A 26,757-nucleotide genomic window follows, 5' to 3' on the forward strand; every position below is an offset into this window, starting at 1 on the left:
ATAATAAGCACGCTTAGAACTGGAGTCACGGAAGCGACAGAGTGAGCTGCCTACGTACGTTCATTCGCCACCAGTGACCATCATGAATAATGCCTCAAGTGTTTACCCGACCGTGCCGTCGCAAGATTTCAGCAGTTCTTGTCACTATGCGTGGGGCTGTGAATCATGACCATTCCCTTGAAAATCTCTCCGGGGGTCCAGAACCCTCACGTACTCACGTTCGGCCAGTTCCAACTGTTTCCGTCACAGAGGCTGTTGCTCAAAAACGGAGAGCACATCGAGTTGGGTAGCCGAGCTTTAGACGTGCTCATCGCTCTCGTCGCCCACGCCGGTGAAGTGATTACCACCCGCGACCTTGTTCAGAGGGTGTGGAAGGGCGTAGTGGTGGACGAAAGCTGCATACGTGTACATATTTCTGCATTGCGCAAAGCTTTGTCGTGTCCTGAAACCAGCACGAGTTATGTGATTAATGTTCCGGGGCGCGGTTATAGCTTTGTGGCACCCGTTACCGTTCCCACCGATACCGAAAACTCGGCCGCAATGCAGTCGATACCGGCGGGTGAGTTACCTCCGCGCCTGGTGCGCATGGTAGGTCGTGACGACACCGTGAAGGCGATCTCAGGCCTAATAAAGCAACATCGATTCGTCACTATTAGCGGTCTGGGAGGGATGGGTAAAACAACCGCAGCGATAGCGGTTGCTCACCATTTCAGATCGCAATTTGAAGGCATGGTTATCTTTCTGGATCTGAGTGCAATTACAGATTCCAGCATGCTGCCTGGAACTCTCGCGGCCGCAGTGGGTGTGCAGTACCAGGAAGCCGAGCCACTGCAAACGTTAGTGGGCCTCATACGAGATATGCGTCTGTTGGTCGTGTTCGATAGCTGTGACCACGTAATCGATGCTGTCACTTGTTTGGCAGAAACGCTTTTTGGGCAAGCAGAGCAAACTCACATTTTAGTCACCAGCCGAGAACCATTACGAGCGGAGGGCGAGCATATTTACCGCTTGGGCTCTCTGGCCTGTCCACCAGAGCAAGCGGAGCTGAAAGCCACCGATGCTATGACATTCTCCGCCGTGCAGTTGTTCGTTGAACGTGTCGCTCACAATCAAGGTGCGTATACCCTTAGCGACAACGATGCTCCGGTGGTGGCTCACATCTGTCGAAAACTCGACGGCATCGCGTTAGCAATTGAACTGGGTGCCGGCCAGGTTCCAGCATACGGGATTCAGGGTATCGCTGAACTGCTCAAAAATCGATTTAGCCTATTTTGGGAAGGGCGCCGCAACGCGATGTCTCGTCACCAAACGCTAAACGCAATGATCGATTGGAGCTACGATCTCTTGTCTGCAAACGAAGCGATGGTGCTACGCCGGTTATCCGTTCTGACTGGCAAATTCTCATTAGAGGTAGCAACCCAAGTGGTAGCTCCTCACGGCCATGAGATGATGGTTATCGATGCGATAGGGCGATTGGTGACAAAGTCATTGGTCTTGGCCGAGAGCAATAATTGCTTGATGTGCTACCGGCTCCCTTACACGACTAGGGCTTACGCGCTTGAGAAATTACACGGCGCGGGTGAGTTTGACTCGACAACTGAACGCCATGCTATCTACCTGGTTTCGCTGCTTGAGCGTCTTAACGTGCAAGGCGAAGCGCTTCCGGATTACGAGCGCATTCAACGTTATATAGAGTATCTAGGAAACATCTGCGCAACGCTTGATTGGACTTTTTCGGAGTCAGGGAATCTTTCTCTTGGCATTCGTCTCGCTGCATCTTCAGCGCCTTTATTCTTGGGGTTGTCCATGCTCGATGAGTGTCGTCGGTGGAGTGGGCGAGCCCTTGCCGCCGGGGTATGCCAACCCAATGGTCTCCCTCAAGAAACTGTTTGGCAGGAAGCGCTCGCAATCGCCACCATGTTTGCTTTAGGAAAACCTCATTCTGGGAATCCGGCCAACGGTATTAGCAAGGTATTTGACGAGAACCTAGGCGACACTCTTCGTCAGCTCAGATTATTGGGTGGCTCAAGCAATACCCTCGCGTGGAGTGCGGAGCAGCAAGAGTTCCAACCCTCGACTCTTCAGGCAATGACGTTGAGTGATAAAATTACAGATCCTAAGGGCATTGCCATGATGCAGTGGATGCTGGGGGATGCTAATCAATACGCCATAAAACATGAGTCGTCTGGGCAGGATTCTCGTGCCGGCTGGAACCTATATTCTTCACAATCTGTAGGAGACGAATTCTCGTTTAGCTATGACTATCGAGTTCGAGCATTGTCATCTCTTGCTAGGATTTCTTGGTTGCGCGGATACCCGGATCAAGCGCTTCAGCTCGCTCGACAAGCATTACATCGAGCTAATCATCTGCGCCATCCTGCAACCATTTGCCTGGCGCTTATCTACGTGTCTACGGTATTTCTCTGGACGGGCGATTGGAGTGCCGCCCGGCAGACAATTGATCAGCTGAATTCGACTGCCAAGCTCAATTTCTTCGAGCCTGAGTTGGCAGTAGGGTTGGGCCTCGAAGGCATACTTTTGTATTCCCAAGGAAATGTTGAAGAGGGTGTTCAACAGTTGCATGGTTGCCTGAGCTTGTTAAGCGTAGAGAACCATCAAGTTCTGGCCACAATGTTTATCAGATGCCTTTCGGAGGGTTTTGCTGCTACAGGTAGATTTGATAATGCGTTGGAAATCATTTGCGGGGCAATGGAGATGATTGAAAACATCGGAGAGACCTTCGATACTCCGGAAATTTTGCGAGTTGCCGCGGACCTCTATGCAGCTCGGCCAGACCCAGACTATGAGCTAGCCGAGCAATATCTATACCGCTCTCTGGCCTGTGCCGAGCGGCAAGCTGCGTTGGCTTGGGAGCTACGGACGGCAACTTCGTTGACTAGGCTGCATCTAAAGCAAGGTCGTATTACCGAGGCTGGAAAATTGCTTCATACGGTTTTTGGAAAGTTTTCTGAGGGCTATGACACCCTGGATATGCGTGAGGCCAGATTGTTATTGGAATCATTGAGTCTACGGACTACTCCTTGCCAATAGGAAATCCTGCCACAGGGCTTAACATATTCCTGAGGCAGGATTTTTATCTAAGCCTTGCCTTCCATCATTGCGACCACTTCATCTGTAGTCCACACAGCATTTGCCATGAAGCGGTAATTGATAATCGCAGCTAGGTAGCCGTCACCCTCGGGTAACTTGGGCCCCGCTACGGCGTCTCGTACCACTGCTACCTCAAACCCTTGTTCAAGCAGTTCACGCATGTGAGATTCCACACAGAGGTTCGCTAACATGCCGGTCAGGATGACTTGATCGACGAGTTGTTTACGCAGCTGTAGGTTTAGGTCGTTGACCTGTGGGCCGTACAGTTTGTGGGGCGAACAAAGAAACGTCTTACCGTCCATGATGTACGGCTTGAACTCCGGCATGAAATCGCTTCCTGAATTCTCAAATGCCGCCACGTCTAACTCGTTTTTGCGATCATCAAAAAGCTTCATATCGTGTTGCATGGCTTCGACTGGGGCCTGAATTTTCCAGTGATGGTCCGTTCCCCAGTACCAATGCGGCGAGATAGCGACCGTCATGCCTGCTGCTTTAGCCGCTTTGAATAGACGCAGCAGATTGGGGACTAGATTCTGCTCCGTCACACTTTCACCCGTCATCGGCCAGGCCTTGCCTTTAGGACTCATGAAGTCGATTTGCGGGTCGATGACCACCAGAGCAGTGCGCGAAAGGTCGAGCTTCATCGTCGACTTCGGGAGCGCTGGGTTCTTGGGAGCAGCATATTTTTCGAGATTGGATTGTGCGGGTTTGTCCGCTGCCATTGCTGAAGGGATAGCGCTTGCCGCTACGGCGGCAGCAGCACCCATGACGAATGAGCGTCTGCCGAGGGGTAGGAATTTTTCAGACATGATATCTCTCCAATAATTTACGACGTTCAGCTATGAAGGAATGCCAGTAAATCCTTGTTGAGTTGTTCCCTGTGGGTCTCAGTCAGACCATGGGGCGCGCCCGCATACACTTTGAGATTTGCGCTAGGGACCAGTTTTTTAGAGGCTCTGCCGGCGGCATCGATAGGCACAATCTGATCGTCGTCACCATGGACGATGAGCGTCGGTTTATCGAATTTTTTAAGGTCTTCGGTGAAGTCGGTTTCTGAAAACGCTTTAATGGAATCGAATGTGTTTTTGAAACCTCCGACCATTCCCTGTCTCCACCAGGAATCAATCATGCCTTGAGAGGTTTTAGCCCCGGGCCGGTTGAATCCATAAAATGGTCCCGCAGGGATATCTTTGAACAACTGCGATCGGTCAGCGATCATCCCTGCACGAATACCATCGAATACATCAATGGGAAGTCCCCCTGGATTCGCGGCTGTTTTGAGCATGAGCGGAGGCACTGACGAGATCAGGCAAATCTTCGCAACGCGGGATGTGCCATGCCGCCCTACATATCGTGCAACTTCGCCGCCACCGGTGGAAAAGCCCATAACTGTGACGTTTTTCAGATTCAGCGTATTGATCACAGTGGCAAGATCATCTGCGTAATGATCCATGTCATTGCCGTCCCAAGGTTGGCTAGAACGACCATGCCCGCGTCGGTCATGCGCGATAACGCGGAAGCCTTGGTTTGCGAGAAAGAAAGCTTGGCCATCCCAACTATCCGAGTCGAGTGGCCAGCCATGGCTAAGCGTCACTACCGGCCCGTTTTTTGGTCCCCAATCTTTGTAATAAAGCACCACACCTTCACTGTTAGTAATTGTATTGGATGTCATGGCATGAGATCCCGATTCAGGTTTTGATGGCGAGGCAGTTTGTGCCTGTGCCGCTTTGGGTAGCATTGATACAAGGGCCACGCCTATCCCTGTCATTACGAGGCCGCGGCGTACTGCTGCATCTTGAGAAAGCACGGATTTGTCTGTCATTTTTGCTCCGAGAGCCTGGTTGTGCGATCAGGTGTTCTTGATCTGAATAATGAGCGGCGTTCGGATAGCACTATGGGCGCGAGATTCTCGCGAAACGAGTTAAAAGATGTGAAACGGTGTGATGAAGTGCTAAACGCAAAGATAGCAATATTTGCAAAAATAGTTATGACTAGTTTGTATTAATTTATTTTAGAGGTTGAGTGGATGCACTAAGAGTCGATCTTAAAGACAGCGGCATGATATTAAATAGCAAGCGTACTTAGATTGGATTGCTTGGTGGAAAAGAGATGCTGGCTTAAGTTGATGGCGAAAGATGTAGCAGGGTTTAGGTGCCTAATTACAGTCGCTCATAGGCACCTTACTATCAATCATAAAACCGCAACGTGAGTAGCGCGTTGGCGCAATTCTCGTATTCCTTGCCCAAGTTTACGGCGTAGCAAAGTTCTAAGAGTTGTACCGTCGGCGTAACCAACACGGCTAGCAATTTGTTCGACACTGGAGTCTGTCGTTTGCAGCAGATGAACCGCGTAATCAACGCGAAGGTCCTGAAACCAGGCTAACGGAGACTTTCCTAAAACTTGCTGTATACGACGAACGAGTGTCCGTTCGCTCACGCCGATTGTGGCTGCTGCCGCGGCTGACGAAAACCCAGATTCGAGATGATCTCGTGCCCATTGCTCGAAGCGCTGGACAATTGGGTCAGTGTGGGCAATGTGATCAGGAATGATAAAGGCGGCTTGGGATGGCCTTGTCTCAATAAGTAGGTATCGAGCACATAGAGCAGCAAGCGTAGGACTTTGGCGGCTGACTACGTGCAGCCCAAGATCGAAGTGAGCCATTGCGGCCCCCGCGGTCACGAACGGATCCGAACATACGAGCATCCGCTCTTCATCTAGAAGAACCAAAGGGTAACGGTGTCGGAAGAATGCAGATAACCACCAGGATGTAGTGGCGCTATGACCGTTTAGCAGTCCGGCTTCTGCTACGACAAATGTGCCCGTGCAAGCCGCAGCGATTGTCGCTCCACTCTGTGACCAACATCTCAACCACTGGCCTGCTTCAGCCACATCGGGTTGATCGAGCGCTTTCGCAAGTCCTTCGGGCATTTTAGAAGAAAGGGCAGGCACCAAAACCAGATCTGGTTGAGGCAATTCTGCTGCAAGGCGCACCGGTACGCTCAGACCTTGCCCTGTGCGTACCTCTGTTCTCACCCCAACGATTGTCACGTCCAACATTCGCTGTGTCGGCTCTTCGCCTGCTAGTTCGCTGGCTGTCCCAAGCACGTCCATGAAGGCGGCTAGACCCAGATCAAAAACACCCTCTAGGGCAAGGATATAAATTCTCATGGCGGAAACGATACCTTTGTTGTCGGCACCGCCACTATACGACGATTTCAAGTATTCCTACACTGGAATCACAACCACCCGCATAGGAAATTGAGATGGCCAGCGTAGCCCTGTTTGTAGAGATGAAAGCCAAGCCTGGCAAGGAATGGGAGGTTGACGATTTCCTGAGAAGTGCCTTGCCATTGGCAAACGCGGAGACAGGCACAACCTCGTGGTTCGCTTTGAAAATGAGTACATCGGTTTTCGGCATTTTTGATGCGTTTGCCAACGACACGGATCGAGATGCTCATCTCAACGGCCCCATCGCCCAAGCTTTGATGTCCAAGGCCGGTTACCTGCTGTCGGAACCACCGTCGATTCAGAAGGTAGATGTGTTGGCCGCCAAAGGTTAATCCTTGGCGCTAGACGAGTTTTGAATTACCTACACGGGGAAGGGGAAGTCCCATTCCTCTTCCTCAACTGCTAATACGCCATCGCGTCGGCGTGAAGACGCTTAATCAGGGACGTAATTAAAAATTTCTCAGGAAATTAACAATAATTTCGTCAGATGAAATACTGGATTGTCATTATTGGTGATTCCGATGTTTTTGAAATGCGAGGACGATTGAGCGAGAGCTTAAGCGCGGAGTCGCATTCAGATAATTTTTGGAGTAGGTGATGTCCCAGAAAGCGATCAAACTCTACCGCCATCCAAAATCCGATCAGTACCACTGCGTCGAATTAATGCTGTCTTTATTAGGTTTACATACCGAGGTGGTATCAGTCGACTTGATGAGGGGCGGGTACCAAGTCCCTGAATTTCTGGCCGGTAATGGCTTTGGCCAAGTTCCTTTTATCGATGATGACGGCACCGTTGTGGCTGATTGCAACGCTATCTTGGTATATCTGGCCGCAACGTACGGCGACGGTCAATGGTTGCCAAGCGACCATCTAGTTCTGGCCAGAGTGCTCTGCTGGTTATCTCTGACCGATGAAGAATTTGACTCCAAATCCGTTTCTGAACGATGGATTACTAATTCTGATGCTGACTGTGACATAGACGAGCCTTTAATTAGGATCTTGGCACTGCTCAAAGAAATCAACCAAGCATTGACAGTGAATAAGTTTTTAGTGAGTGGTGAGCCCACGATAGCGGACGTATCAGCTTATTCCTATTTATCCCATGCCCCGCGTGGGTACATCTCCCTTTTTGATTACCCACTCGTCCGCGAATGGTTAAGCACTGTTTCGTCGTTGCCGCGGTTTGTGAATGTGCAGCGACAGGAAAGAAGATATGAAGAGCACGATTCGAATATAAGAAGCTAGCGATACGCAAATCATATCGCCAAATTTAATTTAACTACAGACGCTCCAAAGATCATCAATTTTTTCATTCGCTCGCACATTTCAAAATGCGTCAAGGGTGGCTGATGACTTTGAGAAGTGATGTTTATCACTACGGATAGTTGATGTCCTTTACTAGGTTGGGGCACGTATGGACCGTTTTCAAGAAATGCAAGTATTCACAGCGGTTGCTGAAGAAGAAGGGTTTGCTGCCGCAGCCCGACGTCTCAATATTTCTCCACCCAGCGTGACGCGAGTGATCGCGGCAATGGAGGAGCGGATCGGCACCCAGTTGTTGTCAAGAACTACCCGTAGCTTGCACCTGACCGAGGCAGGGCAGCGCTACCTAGAGGATTGTCGCAGAATTTTAGGTGAGGTGGGCGAGGCTGAAGAGGCTGCCGCTGGCAGCTACTCATTGCCTTGTGGCCATTTGACCGTAACGGCGTCAGTATTATTTGGAGAACTGTATATCGCTCCACTGTTAGCCGAGTATCTCGATCGATATCCCTCGGTTCATCTCAGTGCATTGCTCGTCGACCGAGTGACCAGCATTGCTGATGAGGGCATCGACGTCGCGATTCGAATTGGGCACGTGCAAGAGGCAACGCTGCACGCCATCAAGGTGGGTGAGGTGCGCCAAGTAATATGCGGTGCGCCTAACTATTTTGATCGTTACGGAAGACCTGGTCATCCAGGCGAGCTTAGTACAGCCAATATAGTAATGTCGTCTGCGAGCCATCTTCTCAGCGATTGGCAATTTGTAAACGAGGGCAACGATTTAAGCTTTCGGTTTGACCCACGGTTAGTGGTAACGGCTAATCAGGCTGCCATCAATATCGCGTCGCAGGGCTGGGGTGTCACTCGGGTACTGTCCTACCAGGTGGCAAGCCAAGTCGCTGCTGGCGCATTGGAGATCGTGCTTCAAGACTACGAACCTCCAGCACTGCCCATACAAGTCGTCTACCAGAAGACCAATCGGGTGCCTGCGAAAATTAGAACTTTCGTGGAATTTCTCAGTGAGCGATTGGGCGGTGATATTGCGCTTCAGTCCGGCATTTAAGGTGAGATGTGATGGACCGCTACCATGAGATGGTCATGTTCGAGGCGCTTTCCGATAGACCTAGTCTCGCGGCGGCGGCCCGCCGTCTCAAAGTTTCTGGCCCTACTGTTGTTCGCGCGGTTGCGCGACTGGAGGCACGTCTAGGCGTGTCATTGTTGCAGCGAAGCACGCAGGGGGTTGTGTTGACCAGAGCGGGAGAAGCGTTCATGGCTGACTGCTCCCACATCCTACAAGAGATCGAGATAGCAGAGGCGTCGGCAAGGGGGCTGCATATTGAAGCTCAGGGTAACCTCACGGTTTTGCTACCGCTGTTGTTCAGCCGCTATGTCATGACGCCGCTTCTATCTGGCTACATGGATATGTATCCGGACATCAAGTTGTTCACCCACTACCATGATCGTTTCCCGAACATGAATGATGAGGCGTTGGACGTCGCGGTATTGATTGGGAATTTACCTAACTCATCGTTGATCGCTCGCCCGGTTGGGTACGTACGTTCGATCGTCTGCGGAAGTCCTGATTACCTTGAAGCTCACGGTGAACCGTATAGCCCGGATGACCTTAAAAAACACAAGTTGGTTGGTACCCAGGCCTTTCGGAATAGCATCCAGTGGGACTTTCAAAGTCAGGGCTTGCAGAACAGCTTCAGAGCACGCACCCGTCTCAGCTGCGCCACGGTGCAGGCGGCAATTAGTGCAACAGCTCATGGAGCGGGTATCACTCGTTGCCTGAGTTACCCGTTGTACGATTACCTCAAAAGCGGAAGTTTGCAGCGGATTCTGCAACCCTTTGAGCTTCCTTCCTTGCCTGTCCACGTTGTTTACAGAGAGAGACGCAAAGCTTCCATGCGATTGCGCAGCTTTGTCGACCACGTGGTAGATGGTCTGCGCGAGCATCCAGCTATGCAACCAGACGCGCTTTGAAAGCCAGATAGCGCATGCACGTATGTAGGTTCTCCGGTTTTATTCGAACAGTCAGTACAGAAGTGGAAGTCAGTACCTCTGCCTTGGCAATGAACATTCTTTTAACTATTCATTGATTTTCCTCCGGCTGGGGAGGTGGCAAGCGGTTAATTGGGGCGCCTTGCCTTGATTATGCGTACAGCCGAGGGCGCAGATGCAAGCCAGAATTGGAATTTTCCTGCATTACTAATGGATCCAAAAATTCATTCCGCCATTTCGAGGGGTGGAATATTGGATTCCATTTTTTGATCGTTCGCTCCGCTGTTTTTAAAGCGGAATATGGTTTCTAGCGCCCATAGACACTCACGCGAAGCCGCGGAGGCTCACCCGGATGAAAAGCGTACTAATGTTGCTTGCTAATGGAGTTGAGCCTTTGGAAATGGCGGCGTTCACCGACGTGCTCGGTTGGGCCGATTTGCTTGGTGATGATTCTCTTGAATTGGTAAATGCCGGGCTTCGGAAGAGGATCGTCACAACCTTCGGTATCACAATCTGCCCGAGCTTTTTACTGAGCGATTTAGATACAAGCGCGTTTGATGCCTTAGCGTTGCCGGGTGGTTTCGAACCCGCGGGTTTTTATGAGGAAGCCCTGAGTGAACCGTTCCTTGCGACCATTCGAGATTTCGTTGATGCCGGCAAAATTGTAGCCAGTGTATGCGTGGCGTCTGTTTGTCTGGGGGCAGCTGGTGTGTTGAGAGGCAAAAACGCGACTACGTACCACCAAGAGGGTGGGAAGCGGAAAAATCAATTGCTCGAAACTGGCGCTCATTTTGTCGATCGGCCCGTTGTGGTTGACGGTCGAATCATTACATCAAGTGGACCTGGGACAGCTACCGAGGTTGCATTTCAATTATTAGAGCAATTAACGAGTGTAGAGAACGCCACATTTATCCGGCAGAAAATGCGCTTCGCTTCGCCTGGGCCTGAGTGGTACGACACTCCACAAGTGCCTTGAAGGCATTGCCGAAATTTCTCGGCTATCCCATCCAGTTTTGCGTCATTTCATCCAGAGGCTAAGGCAATGACCAAAGATCCCAGTGCCGTGGAATATTACTACTGGCCGACTGCGAATGGTCAGAAGGTTGCTGTTTTTTTAGAGGAATCAGGTCGTCCCTATACCATCCATCCCGTCAATATTACCAAGGGTGAGCAATTTACAGCTGAGTACACGCGCATTTCGCCCGACCAGCGCATACCCGCATTAGTAGACAGCGAAGCAGGTGTATCGGTCTTTGAGTCGGGTGCTATTTTGCTGTACCTGGCTCAGCGCAGGCGCCAATTTCTCCCACAAGACGTTAAAGGCGCTGCTGAAGTCCTTCAGTGGTTATTTTGGCAGGCCGCAAGCCTTGGCCCGATATTGGGCCAGACGGTTTTTTTCCTACACTATGCTTCAGAGAATTCACCGCTTGCGGAAGCCCGTTTCAGCAAGGAAACCGAGCGCTTATACAGGGTGCTTGAGAAGCAGTTATCCGAACGACCGTACGTTGCAGGTGAGTACTCGATCGCCGATATGGCAATTTATCCTTGGGTCGTTATCCACGGTAAACAGGGAATAACCCTATCGGATTACCCTCACATTGTGGCCTGGATGAAGAAAGTAGGGGAGCGACCTGCGGTTATTCGGGCTTACGAAAAGGGGGAAGAACTTCGCCCATCGTCCCATGCTGAAGAGGAGAGGAGAAAGCTCAATGGCCTTCCTCCGCTGTGAGGCCTGCATTCAATAATTTAATCGCCTTGAAATAAATATCGGCGCTATTTGTTCCAAGAAGAAACTCGTGTAGCGCCCTACTCGGAGCGTGTGTGATGACTTGGAAAATTGCCGTTTTACCTGCGACCGCCGGCATCATCGGTGTGCTATTGGGCCTATCGATTGTTGCGCACGCAGATTCAACTCCTGGTGCAGACGCGGAAGGATCGCCTGTGTTCGGAGTCAAACTTCCTGAAGGCTATCGTAATTGGCAGTTTGTCAGCATTGCTCATGAAGAAGGTGAGAAGCCCGACATCCGCGTGATCTTGGGAAATGACATAGCTATGAAGGCTTACAGGGAAGGGACTCTGCCATTTCCGGATGGCACGATCATCGCGAGATTGGCCTACAAATACGAATCCTCTCCACAAAATAATGCCGTGTTTGGTAGAGATCAGTCATTCGTCGCTGGAGAGCCAACGAACGTTCAGATCGAGGTTAAAGACTCTAAGCGTTACGCAAGTACAGGTGGGTGGGGGTATGGGCAGTTTGAAAATGGAAAGCCCAACCCAAGTGAAAAAATCGTGAATAGCTGCTTCGCCTGCCACACGAAATTGCCTCCTGCGACGGATTTGATCTTCACTAAATACTCTCAGTGATGAGCGGTTTTTTTTAGGATGCCCCATGTGGTTTATTTGAGCCGTTTTAGGGCTAGATAGCTTCTATCCTTGTAGGCGTCAATTAGCATAGGAGGCCATCGCTTAGAGGGGATGACGTGGGTTGCAACGAGATAGATCCAACGTACAAAGCAGAAGCGGCTTTCTTCGGCCTTGGCTAGGCAGTGAGCCTTGGTTGCAATACCCGGCATTGCCGGAAAATTCCAGTGCTGGGTTGCCGCTGGGTCCCCTCATGAATCCGTCGGGGCCATATGTAAGATGCTGATGTTCTCTGGCCTCTGATGCGGACCATCAGACCCCCTTTTGACCTTTTTTACCTATGGTCTCCTGCACTAATTCGACGAAAGCCACCGACGCCGCATTGTGATAATTATTTTTGCGTCTTAGCAACGATGCTCCACGTTGAGGCGCCTTGTCTTTCATCTCTAGCTTGTGCAGTGCCCGATCTTGCGTGGCGATGGGCTCTGGAAGGATAGTGGCAACGCCAGTGTGACGAATGACCTCCAGTAGTGTGTTTACTGAGTTCACCTCAATCACCACTTTGGGGGTGATCTTTGCTTTAGTGAAATACTCATCAATACATACCCGGGTAGCGAAATCTGGAGTCAATAATGCAAAATCCAATTCGGCAACCTGTTCAGTTGTTAATGCTTTCCGGCAGTCGTACAACGGGTGCTCACGCCCGACCATCAGCGCCAACGTTTCGACAAATGCTGGAATTGATTCCAGGTCAGGATTTCTAAAATGATCAAAAGCGATGGCGATATCCAGTGAGTCATCAGCAAGCCCCATTTCAATGTCGTCCATAGACAGCTCGAAAATTTCTAGATGGATATTGGGAAATCTAGCTGTGTAATCACGGACAATTGGCCCCACTAGATACGCCATGAAAGTCGGGGTCATGGCCAGTCTTAGAGTACCGCGCGACAGGTCCTTCACATCGTGAAGCGCCCGCTTGCCTGCTGCTAATTCTACGAGCACGCGGCGGGCACATTCGATATACGCCTGGCCAGCATCTGTAGGCGTAACTGTTCGCGAGGTACGATCAAATAGCACAACGCCGAGCGTTTCTTCTAACTGGCGGATCTGTTGCGAAAGAGTAGGTTGAGAAACGTGGAGAACCTCGGCCGCCCGCGTGAAGCCGCCGTTATCAGCGACCGCTAACAGATAGCGTAAATGTCTTAGCAGCATCGCATGAACCACTCGTAGGTGAGGTAGATAGCCAGCAGTGTAATCGACTAGGGCGCTGTGAGGTCGTTATGGCCGAGCGCATCAATTTAGGATCCATCCTGCGAACCTTTAGAGATGCGATCCGAGCTAATCAGCCGACCCACGGCATCGTGATTAGAAGACCTAAAGGTGGGCATCCAAACCTGACTCTTAAGAAACCATGACCGGTGTACGTAACGTGACGAACTCCTCAGCTGAGGTAGGATGCACGCCTATGGTTTCATCGAATAGGCGCTTGGTTGCTCCTGCTTTGAGCGCGATCGCTAAACCTTGAATAATTTCACCGGCGTCAGGGCCAACCATGTGGACCCCCAATACCTTATCGGTACGAGCGTCGACTACCAATTTCATGAGCGTCTTTTCGGAAGACTCGGTCAGGGTCAATTTCATTGGACGGAAGCGGCTTTCGAAGATGGTCACCCTGAAACCTTCCGCTATCGCCTGCTCTTGGGTAAGGCCAACGGTACCAATGCTCGGCTGGCTGAAAACCGCGGTCGGGATGTGCCGGTAGTCGACGGGACGATACTGCTCAGGTTTAAACAAGCGTCGAGCGATTGCTGATCCCTCCGCCGTTGCAACCGGCGTCAACTGGACACCACCAATCACATCGCCAAGTGCCAGGATTGAAGGCTCACGTGTTTCGAAATTTTCGTTAACCGAGATATAGCCTGCATCGTTAAGCTCTACAAAGGTGTTTTCCAGCCCCAAATTGTCGAGCATTGGCCGTCGACCTGTGGCGTAAAAAATACTGTCTGTCTCCAACTGACGACCGTCTTCAAGCGTCGCGAGGAGGCTTCCGTCTGGCTGTTTGGCGATCTGGACGATATTCGTTTTGAATTCCAGCTGCACACCGTTTTTGGTCAGTTCTTCAGCCAAATGAGTTCGGACCGCTTGATCGAACCCTCGTAAGAACAGGTCACCGCGGTACAGCAGTCGTGTATCGGAGCCCAGGCCATTGAAAATGCCAGCGAATTCAACGGCGATGTAACCTCCACCAACAACCAGTACCCGCTTAGGCAGCCGTTTCAGAAAGAATGCCTCATTGGACGTGATCGCATGCTCACGCCCAGGGATATCGGGTATCTGCGGCCAACCACCAGTTGCAATCAAAATTTGCTTGGCGCTATAGCGCTTACCGTTGACTTCCACATGATGGGCATCAGTGAGCCGCGCGTGACCTTCGAATAGAGTGACACCGCTGTTACTCAGCAGCTTGCGATATACGCCGTTGAGTCTTTCTATCTCACGATTCTTGTTAGCAATAAGAGTTTCCCAGTCGAACTGCGCTTCTCCGGTACTCCAACCAAAGCCCTTAGCCTGTTCAAAATCGTCTGAAAAGTGGGCACCGTACACGAGCAGCTTTTTCGGTACGCACCCCACGTTTACGCAAGTACCGCCTAGGTAGCGGCTTTCAGCAACCGCCACTTTGGCGCCAAAGTCCGCGGAAAACCGAGCCGCCCGTACGCCGCCCGAGCCAGCACCAATAACAAACAGATCGAAGTCGTAAGTCATCTTAGTTCCCTGATGGGGTTATACATCGCTAGATTATGAAAAGTGTTTAGGGGCGATACGGCGCTTCAGTACGTGCATAAGCCGATTGAAAAAGTGCGAGGGCTCAGCGTTATGCATGACCTGATAGCAGTTCGTTTGTTGCCACGAAACTCCAGACGGCATGCCATGGATCATCATCATTTGCGGTAGCAAAAAACTACTTTCGTGCTCGCGCATAGGGAGGCCGGATTTATCGGCATCCAAATCTGTGCAGTTACGGAACGTTTTGTCGAGCATTTCGGAACTCCTAGAACGGAGAACTCTGAGGGAAGTCTCGAATGAGAACATCCCTTCAGTTTCCCCTTCTAATTGGTTTATGAGAAGGAGCAAAAATCTGATGACTCCATTCAGTTGAATGAAATAATCCCGCAAGGGCCGGAACTTGCGGCCCCACCGATTTGCAAAACAGGCACGAGAGTTCGTCTATCGACCAACGGCGTGCCCGGGGCTTGCCAGAGCACCTTGTTATGGCAAGCCTATCCATTGTTGCGTCGGCTCTTTTGACGCAAGGCATCTGCTGATCTGGGTAGTTGGTTGCAAGAGCTGACGTGCCGAATCCGCGATCATTACTACCGCTCCTGCAAGCATCAATACATCTTTGAGCACCAGCCTCCCTCCACCGGATAGGTAAGGAAAACCATATTGAGCATCACCAATATTCGACACCCAAGCCTCGGGAGTTGTGATCAAAAACGACAGCGTTACTAGAGGTGTTAGGAAAGCGAGTATTGCACCCACCATGCCCAACCGGCGTGAGAAGGCGTAGGTGAGGACCATTAGGCCGATGAGAATTTCAACGGTACCAAGGCCGTCTGAAAACGCGTAGGTGTGGTTCTGCGTCTGCCATGCGCGTTTCGCAGGGTCGAGTTGACCTTCGTGAGTCAGGTGGTCTTTGTATTCGGTCGGATGTTCATAGACGAACGACATAACCGGGCTGTTAGCCACAAATGGTGTAATGCTATCCGCTTCGTACGGGGCAAATTTCAACGCCCCAATCCAAATGAATATGATGGCAACAGCGATCCGAATCAGGTGAACGCCCAAGCTATCAAGCTTGCTGGCTTTCTGAAGCGCCGATTGTAGTGAGGACTGGTAACTCATGGCTAAAATCCTTTGGTGGAATGTAAGTTTAGATGGAGTTCAAACGATTGGTTACTGAGGTGTCTCAACACGCAACGCGCGAGTTGAGCGCCTCATTCAGTCCGCTTTCCTCCTCTAGTTGAGCCAGATCGTCGTATCCCCCGACGTGCCAGTTACCAAAGAAAATCTGCGGTACCGTCCGGCGTCCGCTGCGGTTGATCATCTCAACTCGTTTTTCTACTGACGTCACTTCAATCTCATTGAACTGGATTCCTTTTTTGGCAAACAAGCGTCTTGCTGCTTGGCAATAGGGGCAGGTGGCGGTAGCGTACATGGTGACAGTAAGCATATTTTTAACTCCAATAGTGTGTGAATTGAACTGCGGTTAAATAGAGTCGGCATTCATGGCACATGGCGGACAATAACGCCTGGTAGTGATAATCGGCTCTTAGTTGGAGCAGTCGGTACCCATTACGCTATATCCAAGAATATGAATTTTGCCTTCAGAGTCTTTGTAGGTTATTTCTGCCAAGGTAGGGCCGCAAACATCCGCTATCGGGGAAATGTTCACCACCTTAGAGATGTCTAGGTACATTCCATAACTGTAAGGAACAACAGTAGGTGATGCAGTGGCTTGTTGTGCGTAAGCCGACAGTGAGGCGGTAGAAATCATGGCGAGAAACAGAATTTTTTTCATGAGAATAATCTCCAATTATATGGGCATACTGTTAATAGATTTTTCGAAGAACTAAGTTAGCCCTGGAGATACACAGGGTGGAAACGCATAAACAATTACAGTCTAAGAAATTCAGTTTTTAGATGGAGGCTTACAGTCAAATGTATTCAAGCTACACCGACTGCCTTATACATGCATCGTATTAACTTTAAAGTTTGTCGATTTAATCAGGCCGCCACATGTTCGTCAGCGAGAGCTTTAAGCGTGCAGCAGCAAATCTGGATCGTCTCGTCGAGGCGGTTGATGTGTGGCTCACGGGGTACTCCAATAAGGCGTCCGCTTAGAGGAATGACTTGCAGGAGAGCAACCATTTCTGTATCCAGCTCTAATTTCTCGCCAATCAACTTGGCCGCCTTTTCGGGCAGGGGTTGCTGACCTAGTAATGCCGCTGTCACGTAAGCCAAGCCCAGTCCAGTGCCATCCGCTAAATCTTGCCAAGACAGCCTTTTGCTGGCTTTGGCGTGGAGGATTTCGGTGATCAGAGCGATGCTAACTTCGTTGTAAACGCTAGATTGTTTCATTACGTTAACTCCAATAAAGTCTTTTGATCGGTATCGTTAATAAGCATCGCTCAGGTGTTTGCCAATCATCATCCAGTGTGCCAATAACGTCCAAGATCGATATGCTATCCGTAGTATTGGTCCTGCCTATGGGCGTGCTTCAGGTCAATATTACTAATGGAAATGTATGTGCGTAGTTCATTATGAGATGCTTAATTATTTACGAGTCATTATGCAGCTGCTTTTCGAACGCTTATTTCGCTGACCGAGCCACTTCTATCAGAGAGGTGATGGCAGACTCGGGAACGGAGCCAGCGCTCTCCCGGGTCGTTGTCCAGGGTTCCACTCCAGGCCAGCGACAGCTCAAGTGCAGGAATACTCATTGGAACCGGATCCATCCGTAATCCGCCTTGCTTTGTCATGGCTGACGCAACGTACTCCGGTACGACTGCAATCATGTCCGAGTCTTCAAGAAGTGTCTTAAGGGCACTGTATTGGGGAACAGCCAACACTACCTGGCGCTGCCGACCCATAGTGTTCAACGTCCGGTCTATAGTGTCGGTCAATTCGCCATTGAGAGAGACAGAAACGTGTGGGCGATTGCAGTACTCGTCTAAGTCGAAGGTCCCAGAGATCGAACGGGAACTCAGTACAGTCGGGTAGATACTACGAAGAAATTTTCGTTTTGCGTTGGCCGGAAGTTCGCGGCTGTGACATACACCAAGCGATACTTCTCCAGTGGATAGTTGATCGGACATCATCGAGTGATCGGTACGGCGTACCACAAAGGTCACTCCTGGAGCCTCCATGCGCAGTTGACGCAGCATCCCTGGCAGCAACGAATATTCAACATCATCCGAAAGGCCAATCCGGAACACAGCATTGCTGGTCATGGGATCAAACTCGCTGACGTGGCTGAGCGCGACGACCATGTTGTCCAATGCGGGAGTGATGCTTTGAAGAATTTCAAAGGCTCGGCTCGTCGGCTCCATCGATCTACCCATGCGGATAAAAAGCGGGTCATTGAAATATTGACGAAGCCGATTCAGAGAAGCACTGATGGACGGCTGCCCGAGAAACAGTTTTTCTCCGGCGCGGGTAAGATTGCGTTCGTGCATCAAAGTTTCGAATACGATCAGAAGGCTGAAGTCGATTTTGCGAAGATCATTCCTGTTCATCATCATCACCGTTTGGGCTATGAGCCTCAACATGCGAAAAATTAATGCAGCAGAGCCTTTTAAATACTGATAACTGGCGCTCGATGCTGTTGAGTCATTGAGCAGTAAGTAGGCCCAAACTAAAACTGAAGTTTCTGAATTTCTAGTTTTAGTCTGAAGCGCTTTGTTCGATGGCTTGAATGTAGAATAGGGCTTCCGGTGTTTTTAAACACTTCTACATAAGATCGAAATTTTTAGCGCCTGAGTGGTAGTAGCTAATACAGAAGTATGTGTACGAGGGTGGTGAAAATGTCATGAGGGTGGTGGGTGTTTCAACGTTTACGTTAGGTACTGCGGGTAAAGGGGGAGAAGGGAGTTGAGGAAATAGGGTCAACAAGGTGATGGGAATGGGAGGAGGGATAGGACTGGTGCGAGATCAGATCGCTCATTCTCTAGTGAAAATCTGCTCAATGCAGTCAATGATCACTTGGCCATCAAATGGCTTGCTAAGGAAGGATACGGCTCCAGCCGCGGTTGCACGATTGCGCACGGACTCTTCAGGGTAAGCGGTGATGAAGATGATTGGAATATTCTGTCCGTCGCTGGCCAGCTTTCCCTGGAGATCCAGACCGGTCATTCCAGGCATCTGAAAATCAGTGATCAAGCAGTCAGTCTCGCTGCGTTCAGCGGAGGCAAGAAAATCTTCGGCACAGGAGAAGAGGCAGGACTCATAGCCCATCGAGCGCACAAGACTACTCAACGCTATGCGACCAGATTTGTCGTCGTCGACAATGGAAATCATGGGGGTTTTATTCACTGGGTATCACCCTAAATCCGGCCGGTAGCAAAATTGAGTACGAACTGCACTCCTCGTCTGCTACCACTTTAGGGACGTATTCCATTTAAGGAAATAACACACAGGTATTACTAAGCTCAGCGTTTCACGCCAATTCCTAACGCTTCCGCCATCCGAACCAGGTCTGCAAAGGATTTCGCCTGCATCTTTTTCATCGCGTGGCCACGATGAATTTTCACGGTCACTTCACTCAAACAAATCTCGCTCGCAATTTGTTTGTTCATTAACCCCTTAACCGCGTATGCCATTACCTCTCGCTCACGAGGGGTCAAAGACCTGTAGCACGCATTCATCTCGGAATCCTGTTTGTCGATTTCCCTACGTTTCGCATCGGTTCTGAGCGCTGCTGACACCGCATCCAGAAGATCCTGATCGCGGAAGGGTTTGACAAGAAAATCCACCGCGCCGGCCTTCATCGCTTTGACGGTCATGGCGATGTCGCCATGTCCTGTGATGAAGATGATGGGCACATTATTATTCGCATCGAGCAATTGCCGTTGAAAATCCAATCCACTGGATCCCTGAAGGCGTACATCAAGCACCAGGCAACATGGAGCTTGCGGATCTGGTCGCAGCAGGAACTCTGCCGCGGTGGCGAAGGTTTCCACTCGAACGTCCGTTGAGCGAAAAAGGCTGCTCAGTGCGACGCGTACAGCCTCTTCGTCATCAACCACGAAAACGATGGGCCCATTGTCAGTTGGCGTTTCGGACGCAGTATCTTGGCTCACACGTGCTCCTTCTGGGTAACTGGTAGGGACAAATAGAATGTCGCGCCTTCTCCGTGATCAGACGTGGCCCATATGCGCCCACCGTGAGCTTCGATAATTGATTTGCAAATCGAGAGTCCCATTCCCATACCTTCGGCCTTGGTGGTGTAGAAGGCTTCAAACAATTTCGACATTTGATCCGACGTAATTCCCGGGCCACTGTCCTTAATCTCAACGAGCACCTCGCCCATTGCTGAGTTTTTTAGGCTCAACCGTAAGGTTCGATTTTTTGTTTTGGCGTTGATCATTGCCTGCATGCCATTCATCAGTAAATTGATGATGACCTGCTGTAACTGTACTCGGTCGCCGTCGACTTCGGCAGCCTCGTTGAGATAGCTAAGGTCTAGCACAATTTTGTTCCGTTTGAGTTCTCTCTCGACCAGGGCTACGGACTCATCAATGATTTCAATAAAATTGAGCGTAACGTTTTGTGGCTGTGCTTTCCGGGACATTGCACGGATACGGCGTATGACTTCGCTTGCCCTATTAGTTTCACTCACCATGCGTTCAATCGCGCCGCGCACCTCGCCTATGTCAGGCACGTCTCGATTCAACCACCGCAACCCGGCGGTACCATTGGTCGTGACGGCGGCCAATGGCTGATTGACCTCATGGGCGATGGATGCAGCAAGCTCTCCGAGGGTGGCAACCCGAGTGACGTGAGCCAATTCGGCTTGTGATCGATGCAGTGCTTCCTCTGAAGTTTTGGCGTCAGTGACGTCCATCAGCGCACCGATATATTCGAAATCGTCGCGTCCATCTTCCATTAACTGCGCTAGCATTTGCAGATGCTTGACGCGTCCGTCGGCCATCAAAAGTCGGTACTCCGCGTTGATCCGGGATTCTTTTTGGTATGCATGCTTGATCGCGTCTTTAACCAGATGGAGGTCATCTGGATGGGTTCGATTCAAGACGCTGGTCAGCATTGGTTGCTCGTCGATATCGAATTCAAATATGCGCCGCGCTTCGTCCGACCAGTACATTTCACCGCTTGGGATTTTGAGGCCAATGCTTCCTGTTCGACTGAGCCACTGTGCTCCTGCAAGGAACGCTTCGCTGCGTTTCAGGGCGTCTATTGCCTGCTTTCGCGCGGATATATCGTTATGGGTCGCAAGAATTGCTATGGGCTCGTTATTGTCTCCGCGTGATAACGAACATCGGCTTACAACCGTCACGCACGCCCCATCTCGACAGTGCTCGATTACCTCTCCTTCCCAGTGACCCGTTTCTAGCAACGAGGTCATCATCTCGTCCCAGGATGTCGTTATCTGGGGTGCCAAGAGGGCGCGGAAATCTTGACCTATGGCTTGCTCTCTAGACCAGCCGTAAAGAGTTTCGGCGCCGGCACTCCACGTAGAGATGATGTGGTTCATGTCGCGTACGATGATCGCGTCATGCGTTTGCGCAAGCAATCGCACCTGTTCCTGCAATTCATCACTGAACGCTTTGTTTTTGAGAGCTAGAAGAGTCGTGATGCCAATCGCTGAAAGGCTGACCAAAAGTCGCGCAGAACTATCGTCATAAAAATCCAGACCATGTTGTGAAACAAATGCAATCAGCGTCAACCCGATGCAAAAAAGAGAAACGAGGATAACGCCCTTTTTGGGGAATATATTGACGGAAATCAGAATCACCGCCACGTAGAGCACCGCTATGGCGACATGGATTGAGCTGGCAAGGTCGACGACGAATATGGTGCTTGAAAGCGCTATTGCGCCTAAGCGTTGAAGCTGCAAAGAAGAAAGAAGGGTGCGTGAGGACGTTTCAGTAATTACCTTCGGTTCCGTCATGATTTTCATAAATCAGTTGGCCTGCTAGGTCTGCAATTCGACACCGACAATAAACTCAATTTTAGTCGGTAAAACTGCGGCAGGCAAAACCGTTCGCCGGCGTAAAAGCGCGCCAGTTCGCAATAAAATAGCCGTTTTGATCGTCATAATTCAGTGGGTCGAAAGAGTCCTCGTTTGGAGTGGAATTCAATTCTTATGCTATGCGATCAGACAAGGTTCCTGAGCGTAAACCTGACCTATCAGCCGGAAAGGGAAATGGAGGAACTCAGCGACTTGAGCGCTATGGCTGGTACCCGTAATACACCAGTTGCAGAAGTGCTCACAATTGTTGGAGAAGATTTTGTACTGCGACTCGCCAATCCTGGAGCGTGCACGCACGACGATTTCATCGTTTGTGAAAGCCGTTTGTTCCTGATAGACCCAAGCGGACCTACCATTGGCAAATCGTTCTAGGTCGGTGACTTCAATAGGACCCGCTCTCAGTGATCCGCTCAGTCCTGAATAGTGTGCGACCTTGCCGTTTCCAAGATAAATTCCATGATGCACATAGAATTTACGTGGACTGACAAGGTGCGATCCTGCTGGCAACCAGTCGATGTCTTGGCCGATCAATCTAACGCTCGCATCAGCGCTTCCGTTGTTTTGTGAGGCACCGTTATCGGAATCGCTGATATGCAATTCTGTTCCGAGGGATTCGCTGTTCAGGCAAGACACAAGGCTCACGTCAATCAGAGCAGATCTGAAGAACGTGAGATACCTCAGCGATGACAGTCTTTTGGCGATGTTCGTAATCAGCATGTTCATGACGAAATCCTCCGAAACCTTAGGAAAAAGAATATCTTCCAGGGGCCGGAAACACATTCGTGCATAGGGCTTATCTAGGTAGTCAGAAAATATACGGACCTAATACTTCGGTATGGCATCAGTGAGATTTTGGTGTGGATCGGCAGCGGTGTCTGACTTATCAAGGTTGAGGAAGCACCCCTGCTTGCCACCGGCATATCAGCACGTCCGTTGCTGATTTATCAGAATACGCGACGATCGGGGAACAACTCACCTTCGCTATCGTTGCAGCTGAGCGCGAAGCTGGACAAGCGTCGGAGTAACAACTGGTATGAACGCCGATTCACGCCAACGTCGGGCGAATCCGATCCCATATTCATCCAGATAGGCTTTGCCACCGCTCGCTTGTAGTTCCAATTGCACAGCGTTAGCAGCTGCCTCAGCAAAGGATATCCGTAAGCAAAATAAAGCTGCGGGCTGTTCCCGAAAACGCCCGTTCAGTAACCCACGTTTAAGTTCGCTAACCATCCCTTCCAATTGCCAGCGTTGGTTCAGCAAGGTTTCTAATAGAATCGAGCGGTCGTGCTGCAAATGTTCCTCCACTTCCTGCAATGATCGTCTGGCTAGTCCAATGGACATGCCACACTGCAAACCGAGAAATGCTGGTCGCGCTGATTGCAGAAAAGCGTGCGCATCTTCATGCAGCAGCCAGTCGCTCCCTACCTCGGCCTGTACAAAATCTAGGGCAGCTGTGTTGCTGGATTGCAATCCCATCAACTGCAAATCTTCTGAACGCTGAAGGCCCGTAGTTGAGCCCGGAATAGCTAAAATGAAGGGCGTACCACCTTGCGTATTCTCTACAGCCGCAGCAACAACGAATCCACTTCTGCGCAAATTTGTTACCCAGTGAAGTCCTCCATTCAAGACCCAGCCCGCTTCGGTTGCGCTTCCTTGCACTTGCAGAGCTTCAATCCCCGACAGATATTTGATGGCATTGGAAAGGCCAGTTGCACCTGCCAGTTTTCCATCGAGCAGGAACGGTAATAACCTTTCGCGCAATGCAAAATTTGAGCTTTGCAGAACATATTCGATGAATGTGCGCTGACCCCAAAGGACAAAAGCTGCCGTCAGTGAATGGCTGGCTACAGCGGCTAAAATTTCTACCGCGTCGGCCAAGTTTTTACCGCTACCGCCTAAAAAAGGACTGATTCCAACACGTAAAACGTTGGCTTTCGCCAGTTGTGACAAAACTTTTTGTGGATCACAGGATCCTGAGTCTAGTCCCTCTGCGTGCGTGTCCAGCCATTGGCTTAATGCCAGGTCGAGCATTTGTATTCTCCGAGAACACACACTGCGTTCTACTTATGAGGCGTAAAATATTTGCCCCCCGTCAGACCTATCCATGGGGCTCATCGTGCGATGACAGCGATCGTTGATCAAGTTCGTACAGCGACCACCCGCCCGAAACTTGCGACGCTTGCGGCTCCCGCAAATGCAGCAGCAGCCCACAGTGCAAATATTGCTCCGTGTTCGCTCGACAACATGAAGCAGTAGGCAACCAAAGCCGCCCCGGTGGATTGTCCGATGAGCCGAGAAGTAGCAACCATCCCACTAGCGCTACCAGCACGTTGAGGTGGAGCGCTACCCATAAAACCTTTGAGGTTAGGCGCTTGGAAAAAACCAAATCCAACCCCGCACATAGCCATGCGCCAACTGATATTGATCGTGGACGGGGCATCAGGCATCAGCACCAAGGCGAGTAATCCAGCAGCCAATATCGCAAGGCCGATTCCTCCTAAAGCACCAGGTGAATAGTGATCGCTCAATCTGCCAGCAATAGGGGCCATGATTGCGACCATCACTGCCCAAGGAGTCATCAGAAATCCTGTTTCAACGGGTGATCGACCAAGTGTGGAAAAGAAGTAAAAAGGCAGAGCAACAAATGCTAGTCCCTGAGCCGCGAAGGTGCAGACAGACGTTACGACTGAAAGTGCGAACATGGGGCGGCGTAGTAAGTCGATTGGCAGCATTGGCGCTTTATGGTCTGCCTGCCGATGCAGTAACAACGCGAAAAACAATGCTGCGCCAACCAACTCCAACAGCAGCGTTGTAACGTTGGCTTGATGCGCCGCGTCCCCGAAAAGCAATATCAACAGACTGAATGCCACTACGTTGTAAAGGGCGGTTAATCCATCGAATTTGTGCGTTGCACGGTGAGTGGCAGGCAGTACTTTACGGCCGAGGAAAAATGCAACCAGGCCAAGCGGGACGTTAATTGCGAAGAGCCATGGCCAACTGGCGACTGACAAAATAAGAGATGACATGGTCGGCCCTATCGCAAAAGCGACGGCGACCACGAGAGCGTTGGTCCCATAGCCTCGCCCCAACATTTTTGTTGGATAGATGGCTTTCAGCATGGCGGTATTCACGCCCATAACGGCACTAGCTCCGACCCCTTGGAGAAGACGAGCGGTGACCAGTGATGGCAATGACCAGGCAAGTGCGCAGCCTAAGGAAGCAATCGTGAATAAAAGAAGTCCAAAAAGAAGAACTCTGCGATAGCAGATGATTTCACCAAGGGCAGCGAACGGTAATAGCGTCGCTACCATCGCCAATTGGTAGACGTTGATGATCCAAACTGATGACGCGGGTGTTGTGTTTAATTGCTCAGCAATTGCTGGCAAAGCTACGTTGGCTATCGCCGTGTCAAGGGATGCCATGGCAACACCTATGGCGAGGGAAAATACGGCAAGTCGGCGAGCGTTTTCAGGCAACCCATCGGCGGTAGGGAGGACACTTTCCGCACCCATTGTTGTTTCTCTGGACATGCTGGCTCCTATATCTAAGTTTGGTGCCTGGGTGTGCCTCAAATTTGAGAGTAGTTCATGCCGCGGCTTGAGCGCGCGCATGCACAGCACAGGTAGTAGGGTGCTTTACCAATGATTTGAAGCTGCGGTTGTCGGAATCCAGAGCGTCTATCGATCCGGTTTCGATGTCGTACACCCAGCCATGCAAATTCAGTAGGCCCTTTTCGTTAGCCAAACGTACGCTTGGGTGGGTCTGGATGTTGGCCAGTTGGGCAATAACGTTCTCACGAACCATCGAACTGACCTTGGCTGCTTCACTGGCGTGAGGCCGAGATTCGTTGATGACTTTCGCCGACTCGGCATGTTGTAGCCAGCCAGCGACGGCAGGCAGATGGTCCATGCATTTGCACTTGGCAACGGCTGTCATGGCGCCGCAATCCGAGTGTCCGCAGATCACGATATCGGTCACACCCAACACAGCAACGGCGTATTCGATCGTGGCTGATACCCCACCAGATTGCGGGCTGTAGGACGGTACAATGTTGCCTGCGTTGCGAATGACGAACAGCTCACCGGGCTCCTGCTGCATAAGCAATTCAGGTACGACACGGCTGTCAGAGCAACTGATGAACAAAGTGCCTGGATTCTGTGTTTTGGCCAGATGCTTGAACAAATCAGTCCTTTGTGGAAACACTTCCTTTTGAAATTTCAAAAGACCATCAATAAGAGCTTTCATGATTTGATCCTGTAAAAAGTGGAGGAGTGAATGATTACTCGGCTCAAGACGAATCCTCTAATTAGAAATGGTGATATTTAAGATTGATTAATTAGTGTTTAAAACAGGCCCGCATAGGATACGGGCCGAATGCCAGGGGAGAGTTGCGCTTTTAGAAAGGGCGCAGTGGCAGGAACTTACCGTCAAGGGTGATTACTGCACGATGACCGCCTTCTGGGTCTTCAACTTTCTTCATATCAAGTTTGAAGTTAATCGCGCTAATAATTCCGTCACCGAATTGTTCGTGAACCAGGGCTTTTAGGGTCGTGCCGTAGATCTGGATCATTTCGTAGAAGCGATAGATCGTCGGATCTGTAGGTACGCCATTCAAGCTGCCGCGCAACGGGATGATTTGCAGGGCGGCTACCGCATCAGCATCCAGGTCTAGCTTTTCACCGACAACTTTAGCGGCACTTTCGGGCAGAGGATGTTGGCCAAGCAGGGCGGCCGTGACATATGCCAAGCCGAGGCCAGTGCCGTCGGCCATATCCTGCCATGACAAGTTTTTACGGGCCTTGGCATCGAGAATTTCAGTAGTCAGGGCAAGGCTGGAATCTTTGTAAGCGTGGGACTGGACCATGGTATTTCTCCGATCAATTTCGTATGGTTAATAGTGAAGAGTTGGTGTCGCTTTGCTGTGAAACAATCATCGTCTGAACCGCAGATAGCGTCCAAGACCCATTTGCAATCCATTGGATAAGTCCTCCCTATAGATAAGTGTTGTGAGAAATAGAACA

Annotated in this window: 27 protein-coding genes; 8 read left to right on the forward strand and 19 right to left on the reverse strand. The window is 50.6% G+C overall.

Features of this window, described 5'->3' with window-relative positions:
* Nucleotides 1-165 precede the first annotated feature (165 nt).
* Nucleotides 166-3,051: a winged helix-turn-helix domain-containing protein gene (locus ACI77H_RS15895; RefSeq protein WP_205894253.1), complete on the forward strand. Its 2,886-nt coding sequence runs from the start codon at nucleotides 166-168 to the stop codon at nucleotides 3,049-3,051.
* Between the two features lie 47 nt (nucleotides 3,052-3,098).
* Here the strand turns inward: ACI77H_RS15895 and ACI77H_RS15900 are convergent, their stop codons facing one another.
* From ACI77H_RS15900 to ACI77H_RS15910, 3 genes are all read right to left on the reverse strand, one after another.
* On the reverse strand, nucleotides 3,099-3,833 hold the full coding sequence (locus tag ACI77H_RS15900) for a cysteine hydrolase (RefSeq protein WP_205894257.1): 735 nt from the start codon (nucleotides 3,831-3,833) through the stop codon (nucleotides 3,099-3,101).
* A gap of 113 nt (nucleotides 3,834-3,946) precedes the next feature.
* The gene (locus tag ACI77H_RS15905) at nucleotides 3,947-4,879 is read right to left on the reverse strand and encodes an alpha/beta fold hydrolase (RefSeq protein ID WP_407013073.1); all 933 of its coding nucleotides are present in this window, start codon (nucleotides 4,877-4,879) and stop codon (nucleotides 3,947-3,949) included.
* Between the two features lie 422 nt (nucleotides 4,880-5,301).
* Nucleotides 5,302-6,279, reverse strand: coding sequence for a GlxA family transcriptional regulator (locus ACI77H_RS15910; protein ID WP_407012725.1), 978 nt, complete (start codon nucleotides 6,277-6,279; stop codon nucleotides 5,302-5,304).
* 95 nt (nucleotides 6,280-6,374) lie between these two features.
* Between ACI77H_RS15910 and ACI77H_RS15915 the strand changes: the two genes are divergently transcribed.
* From ACI77H_RS15915 to ACI77H_RS15945, 7 genes are all read left to right on the forward strand, one after another.
* Nucleotides 6,375-6,671: a putative quinol monooxygenase gene (locus ACI77H_RS15915; protein ID WP_407012726.1), complete on the forward strand. Its 297-nt coding sequence runs from the start codon at nucleotides 6,375-6,377 to the stop codon at nucleotides 6,669-6,671.
* Between the two features lie 265 nt (nucleotides 6,672-6,936).
* The gene (locus ACI77H_RS15920) at nucleotides 6,937-7,584 is read left to right on the forward strand and encodes a glutathione S-transferase family protein (protein WP_407012727.1); all 648 of its coding nucleotides are present in this window, start codon (nucleotides 6,937-6,939) and stop codon (nucleotides 7,582-7,584) included.
* 169 nt (nucleotides 7,585-7,753) lie between these two features.
* A complete protein-coding gene (locus tag ACI77H_RS15925; protein WP_407012728.1) occupies nucleotides 7,754-8,662 on the forward strand; it encodes a LysR family transcriptional regulator in 909 nt (302 codons plus the stop codon).
* An 11-nt stretch (nucleotides 8,663-8,673) separates the two neighbouring features.
* Complete coding sequence (locus tag ACI77H_RS15930) at nucleotides 8,674-9,585, forward strand: LysR family transcriptional regulator (protein WP_407012729.1); 912 nt, start codon at nucleotides 8,674-8,676, stop codon at nucleotides 9,583-9,585.
* A 370-nt stretch (nucleotides 9,586-9,955) separates the two neighbouring features.
* Nucleotides 9,956-10,579 (forward strand): DJ-1/PfpI family protein, encoded by a 624-nt coding sequence (locus ACI77H_RS15935; protein ID WP_407012730.1) that lies wholly within the window; start codon nucleotides 9,956-9,958, stop codon nucleotides 10,577-10,579.
* A 66-nt stretch (nucleotides 10,580-10,645) separates the two neighbouring features.
* Complete coding sequence (locus ACI77H_RS15940) at nucleotides 10,646-11,332, forward strand: glutathione S-transferase family protein (protein WP_407012732.1); 687 nt, start codon at nucleotides 10,646-10,648, stop codon at nucleotides 11,330-11,332.
* Nucleotides 11,333-11,427: 95 nt separating this feature from the next.
* Nucleotides 11,428-11,970: a cytochrome P460 family protein gene (locus ACI77H_RS15945; RefSeq protein ID WP_282483609.1), complete on the forward strand. Its 543-nt coding sequence runs from the start codon at nucleotides 11,428-11,430 to the stop codon at nucleotides 11,968-11,970.
* A 309-nt stretch (nucleotides 11,971-12,279) separates the two neighbouring features.
* Here the strand turns inward: ACI77H_RS15945 and cynR are convergent, their stop codons facing one another.
* The 16 genes from cynR to cynS all read right to left on the reverse strand — a co-directional run bounded on the left by cynR (nucleotide 12,280) and on the right by cynS (nucleotide 26,600).
* Nucleotides 12,280-13,179 (reverse strand): transcriptional regulator CynR, encoded by a 900-nt coding sequence (gene cynR, locus ACI77H_RS15950; protein ID WP_282483608.1) that lies wholly within the window; start codon nucleotides 13,177-13,179, stop codon nucleotides 12,280-12,282.
* A gap of 189 nt (nucleotides 13,180-13,368) precedes the next feature.
* A complete protein-coding gene (gene gorA / locus ACI77H_RS15955) occupies nucleotides 13,369-14,730 on the reverse strand; it encodes a glutathione-disulfide reductase (protein WP_282483607.1) in 1,362 nt (453 codons plus the stop codon).
* 33 nt (nucleotides 14,731-14,763) lie between these two features.
* A complete protein-coding gene (locus tag ACI77H_RS15960; RefSeq protein WP_282483606.1) occupies nucleotides 14,764-15,006 on the reverse strand; it encodes a hypothetical protein in 243 nt (80 codons plus the stop codon).
* Between the two features lie 228 nt (nucleotides 15,007-15,234).
* Complete coding sequence (rclC, locus tag ACI77H_RS15965) at nucleotides 15,235-15,870, reverse strand: reactive chlorine resistance membrane protein RclC (RefSeq protein ID WP_407012733.1); 636 nt, start codon at nucleotides 15,868-15,870, stop codon at nucleotides 15,235-15,237.
* A 64-nt stretch (nucleotides 15,871-15,934) separates the two neighbouring features.
* On the reverse strand, nucleotides 15,935-16,198 hold the full coding sequence (grxC, locus tag ACI77H_RS15970; protein WP_282483604.1) for a glutaredoxin 3: 264 nt from the start codon (nucleotides 16,196-16,198) through the stop codon (nucleotides 15,935-15,937).
* A 99-nt stretch (nucleotides 16,199-16,297) separates the two neighbouring features.
* Nucleotides 16,298-16,546, reverse strand: a complete 249-nt coding sequence (locus tag ACI77H_RS15975; protein WP_407012734.1) for a DUF2790 domain-containing protein — start codon at nucleotides 16,544-16,546, stop codon at nucleotides 16,298-16,300.
* Between the two features lie 206 nt (nucleotides 16,547-16,752).
* Complete coding sequence (locus tag ACI77H_RS15980) at nucleotides 16,753-17,106, reverse strand: cyanate hydratase (RefSeq protein WP_282483487.1); 354 nt, start codon at nucleotides 17,104-17,106, stop codon at nucleotides 16,753-16,755.
* Between the two features lie 209 nt (nucleotides 17,107-17,315).
* Nucleotides 17,316-18,263, reverse strand: coding sequence for a LysR family transcriptional regulator (locus ACI77H_RS15985; protein ID WP_407012735.1), 948 nt, complete (start codon nucleotides 18,261-18,263; stop codon nucleotides 17,316-17,318).
* 424 nt (nucleotides 18,264-18,687) lie between these two features.
* On the reverse strand, nucleotides 18,688-19,059 hold the full coding sequence (locus ACI77H_RS15990) for a response regulator transcription factor (protein WP_282483489.1): 372 nt from the start codon (nucleotides 19,057-19,059) through the stop codon (nucleotides 18,688-18,690).
* A 116-nt stretch (nucleotides 19,060-19,175) separates the two neighbouring features.
* Nucleotides 19,176-19,826, reverse strand: a complete 651-nt coding sequence (locus ACI77H_RS15995; RefSeq protein WP_214377722.1) for a response regulator transcription factor — start codon at nucleotides 19,824-19,826, stop codon at nucleotides 19,176-19,178.
* Entirely contained in the window at nucleotides 19,823-21,664 is a 1,842-nt protein-coding gene (locus ACI77H_RS16000; RefSeq protein ID WP_282483490.1) for an ATP-binding protein, read from the reverse strand. Before ACI77H_RS16000 ends, ACI77H_RS15995 begins: the two co-directional genes overlap by 4 nt.
* A 189-nt stretch (nucleotides 21,665-21,853) precedes the next feature.
* Complete coding sequence (locus tag ACI77H_RS16005; protein ID WP_407012736.1) at nucleotides 21,854-22,459, reverse strand: lecithin retinol acyltransferase family protein; 606 nt, start codon at nucleotides 22,457-22,459, stop codon at nucleotides 21,854-21,856.
* Between the two features lie 258 nt (nucleotides 22,460-22,717).
* Entirely contained in the window at nucleotides 22,718-23,767 is a 1,050-nt protein-coding gene (locus tag ACI77H_RS16010) for an acyl-CoA dehydrogenase family protein (RefSeq protein WP_282483492.1), read from the reverse strand.
* 107 nt (nucleotides 23,768-23,874) lie between these two features.
* On the reverse strand, nucleotides 23,875-25,266 hold the full coding sequence (locus tag ACI77H_RS16015) for an MFS transporter (protein WP_282483493.1): 1,392 nt from the start codon (nucleotides 25,264-25,266) through the stop codon (nucleotides 23,875-23,877).
* A 55-nt stretch (nucleotides 25,267-25,321) separates the two neighbouring features.
* Nucleotides 25,322-25,981: a carbonic anhydrase gene (locus ACI77H_RS16020; RefSeq protein ID WP_282483494.1), complete on the reverse strand. Its 660-nt coding sequence runs from the start codon at nucleotides 25,979-25,981 to the stop codon at nucleotides 25,322-25,324.
* 151 nt (nucleotides 25,982-26,132) lie between these two features.
* On the reverse strand, nucleotides 26,133-26,600 hold the full coding sequence (cynS, locus tag ACI77H_RS16025) for a cyanase (protein ID WP_282483495.1): 468 nt from the start codon (nucleotides 26,598-26,600) through the stop codon (nucleotides 26,133-26,135).
* Nucleotides 26,601-26,757: the final 157 nt, after the last annotated feature.

Origin of the sequence: Pseudomonas sp. O230 (assembly GCF_045447035.1) — a bacterium.
Taxonomy (GTDB): Bacteria; Pseudomonadota; Gammaproteobacteria; order Pseudomonadales; family Pseudomonadaceae; genus Aquipseudomonas.

Bases quoted from the DNA above. Each gene is read 5' to 3' on its own strand.
- cynS (WP_282483495.1), bottom strand. From the start codon at position 26,600: ATGGTCCAGTCCCACGCTTACAAAGATTCCAGCCTTGCCCTGACTACT.
- ACI77H_RS16020 (WP_282483494.1), bottom strand. From the start codon at position 25,981: ATGAAAGCTCTTATTGATGGTCTTTTGAAATTTCAAAAGGAAGTGTTT.
- rclC (WP_407012733.1), bottom strand. From the start codon at position 15,870: ATGAGTTACCAGTCCTCACTACAATCGGCGCTTCAGAAAGCCAGCAAG.
- ACI77H_RS15975 (WP_407012734.1), bottom strand. From the start codon at position 16,546: ATGAAAAAAATTCTGTTTCTCGCCATGATTTCTACCGCCTCACTGTCG.
- ACI77H_RS15945 (WP_282483609.1), top strand. From the start codon at position 11,428: ATGACTTGGAAAATTGCCGTTTTACCTGCGACCGCCGGCATCATCGGT.
- grxC (WP_282483604.1), bottom strand. From the start codon at position 16,198: ATGCTTACTGTCACCATGTACGCTACCGCCACCTGCCCCTATTGCCAA.
- ACI77H_RS15935 (WP_407012730.1), top strand. From the start codon at position 9,956: ATGAAAAGCGTACTAATGTTGCTTGCTAATGGAGTTGAGCCTTTGGAA.
- ACI77H_RS15900 (WP_205894257.1), bottom strand. From the start codon at position 3,833: ATGGCAGCGGACAAACCCGCACAATCCAATCTCGAAAAATATGCTGCT.
- ACI77H_RS15910 (WP_407012725.1), bottom strand. From the start codon at position 6,279: ATGAGAATTTATATCCTTGCCCTAGAGGGTGTTTTTGATCTGGGTCTA.
- ACI77H_RS16015 (WP_282483493.1), bottom strand. From the start codon at position 25,266: ATGTCCAGAGAAACAACAATGGGTGCGGAAAGTGTCCTCCCTACCGCC.
- ACI77H_RS16000 (WP_282483490.1), bottom strand. From the start codon at position 21,664: ATGAAAATCATGACGGAACCGAAGGTAATTACTGAAACGTCCTCACGC.
- ACI77H_RS16005 (WP_407012736.1), bottom strand. From the start codon at position 22,459: ATGAACATGCTGATTACGAACATCGCCAAAAGACTGTCATCGCTGAGG.
- ACI77H_RS15920 (WP_407012727.1), top strand. From the start codon at position 6,937: ATGTCCCAGAAAGCGATCAAACTCTACCGCCATCCAAAATCCGATCAG.
- ACI77H_RS15930 (WP_407012729.1), top strand. From the start codon at position 8,674: ATGGACCGCTACCATGAGATGGTCATGTTCGAGGCGCTTTCCGATAGA.
- ACI77H_RS15915 (WP_407012726.1), top strand. From the start codon at position 6,375: ATGGCCAGCGTAGCCCTGTTTGTAGAGATGAAAGCCAAGCCTGGCAAG.
- cynR (WP_282483608.1), bottom strand. From the start codon at position 13,179: ATGCTGCTAAGACATTTACGCTATCTGTTAGCGGTCGCTGATAACGGC.
- ACI77H_RS16010 (WP_282483492.1), bottom strand. From the start codon at position 23,767: ATGCTCGACCTGGCATTAAGCCAATGGCTGGACACGCACGCAGAGGGA.
- ACI77H_RS15925 (WP_407012728.1), top strand. From the start codon at position 7,754: ATGGACCGTTTTCAAGAAATGCAAGTATTCACAGCGGTTGCTGAAGAA.
- ACI77H_RS15985 (WP_407012735.1), bottom strand. From the start codon at position 18,263: ATGAACAGGAATGATCTTCGCAAAATCGACTTCAGCCTTCTGATCGTA.
- ACI77H_RS15940 (WP_407012732.1), top strand. From the start codon at position 10,646: ATGACCAAAGATCCCAGTGCCGTGGAATATTACTACTGGCCGACTGCG.
- ACI77H_RS15960 (WP_282483606.1), bottom strand. From the start codon at position 15,006: ATGCTCGACAAAACGTTCCGTAACTGCACAGATTTGGATGCCGATAAA.
- ACI77H_RS15895 (WP_205894253.1), top strand. From the start codon at position 166: ATGACCATTCCCTTGAAAATCTCTCCGGGGGTCCAGAACCCTCACGTA.
- ACI77H_RS15905 (WP_407013073.1), bottom strand. From the start codon at position 4,879: ATGACAGGGATAGGCGTGGCCCTTGTATCAATGCTACCCAAAGCGGCA.
- gorA (WP_282483607.1), bottom strand. From the start codon at position 14,730: ATGACTTACGACTTCGATCTGTTTGTTATTGGTGCTGGCTCGGGCGGC.
- ACI77H_RS15980 (WP_282483487.1), bottom strand. From the start codon at position 17,106: ATGAAACAATCTAGCGTTTACAACGAAGTTAGCATCGCTCTGATCACC.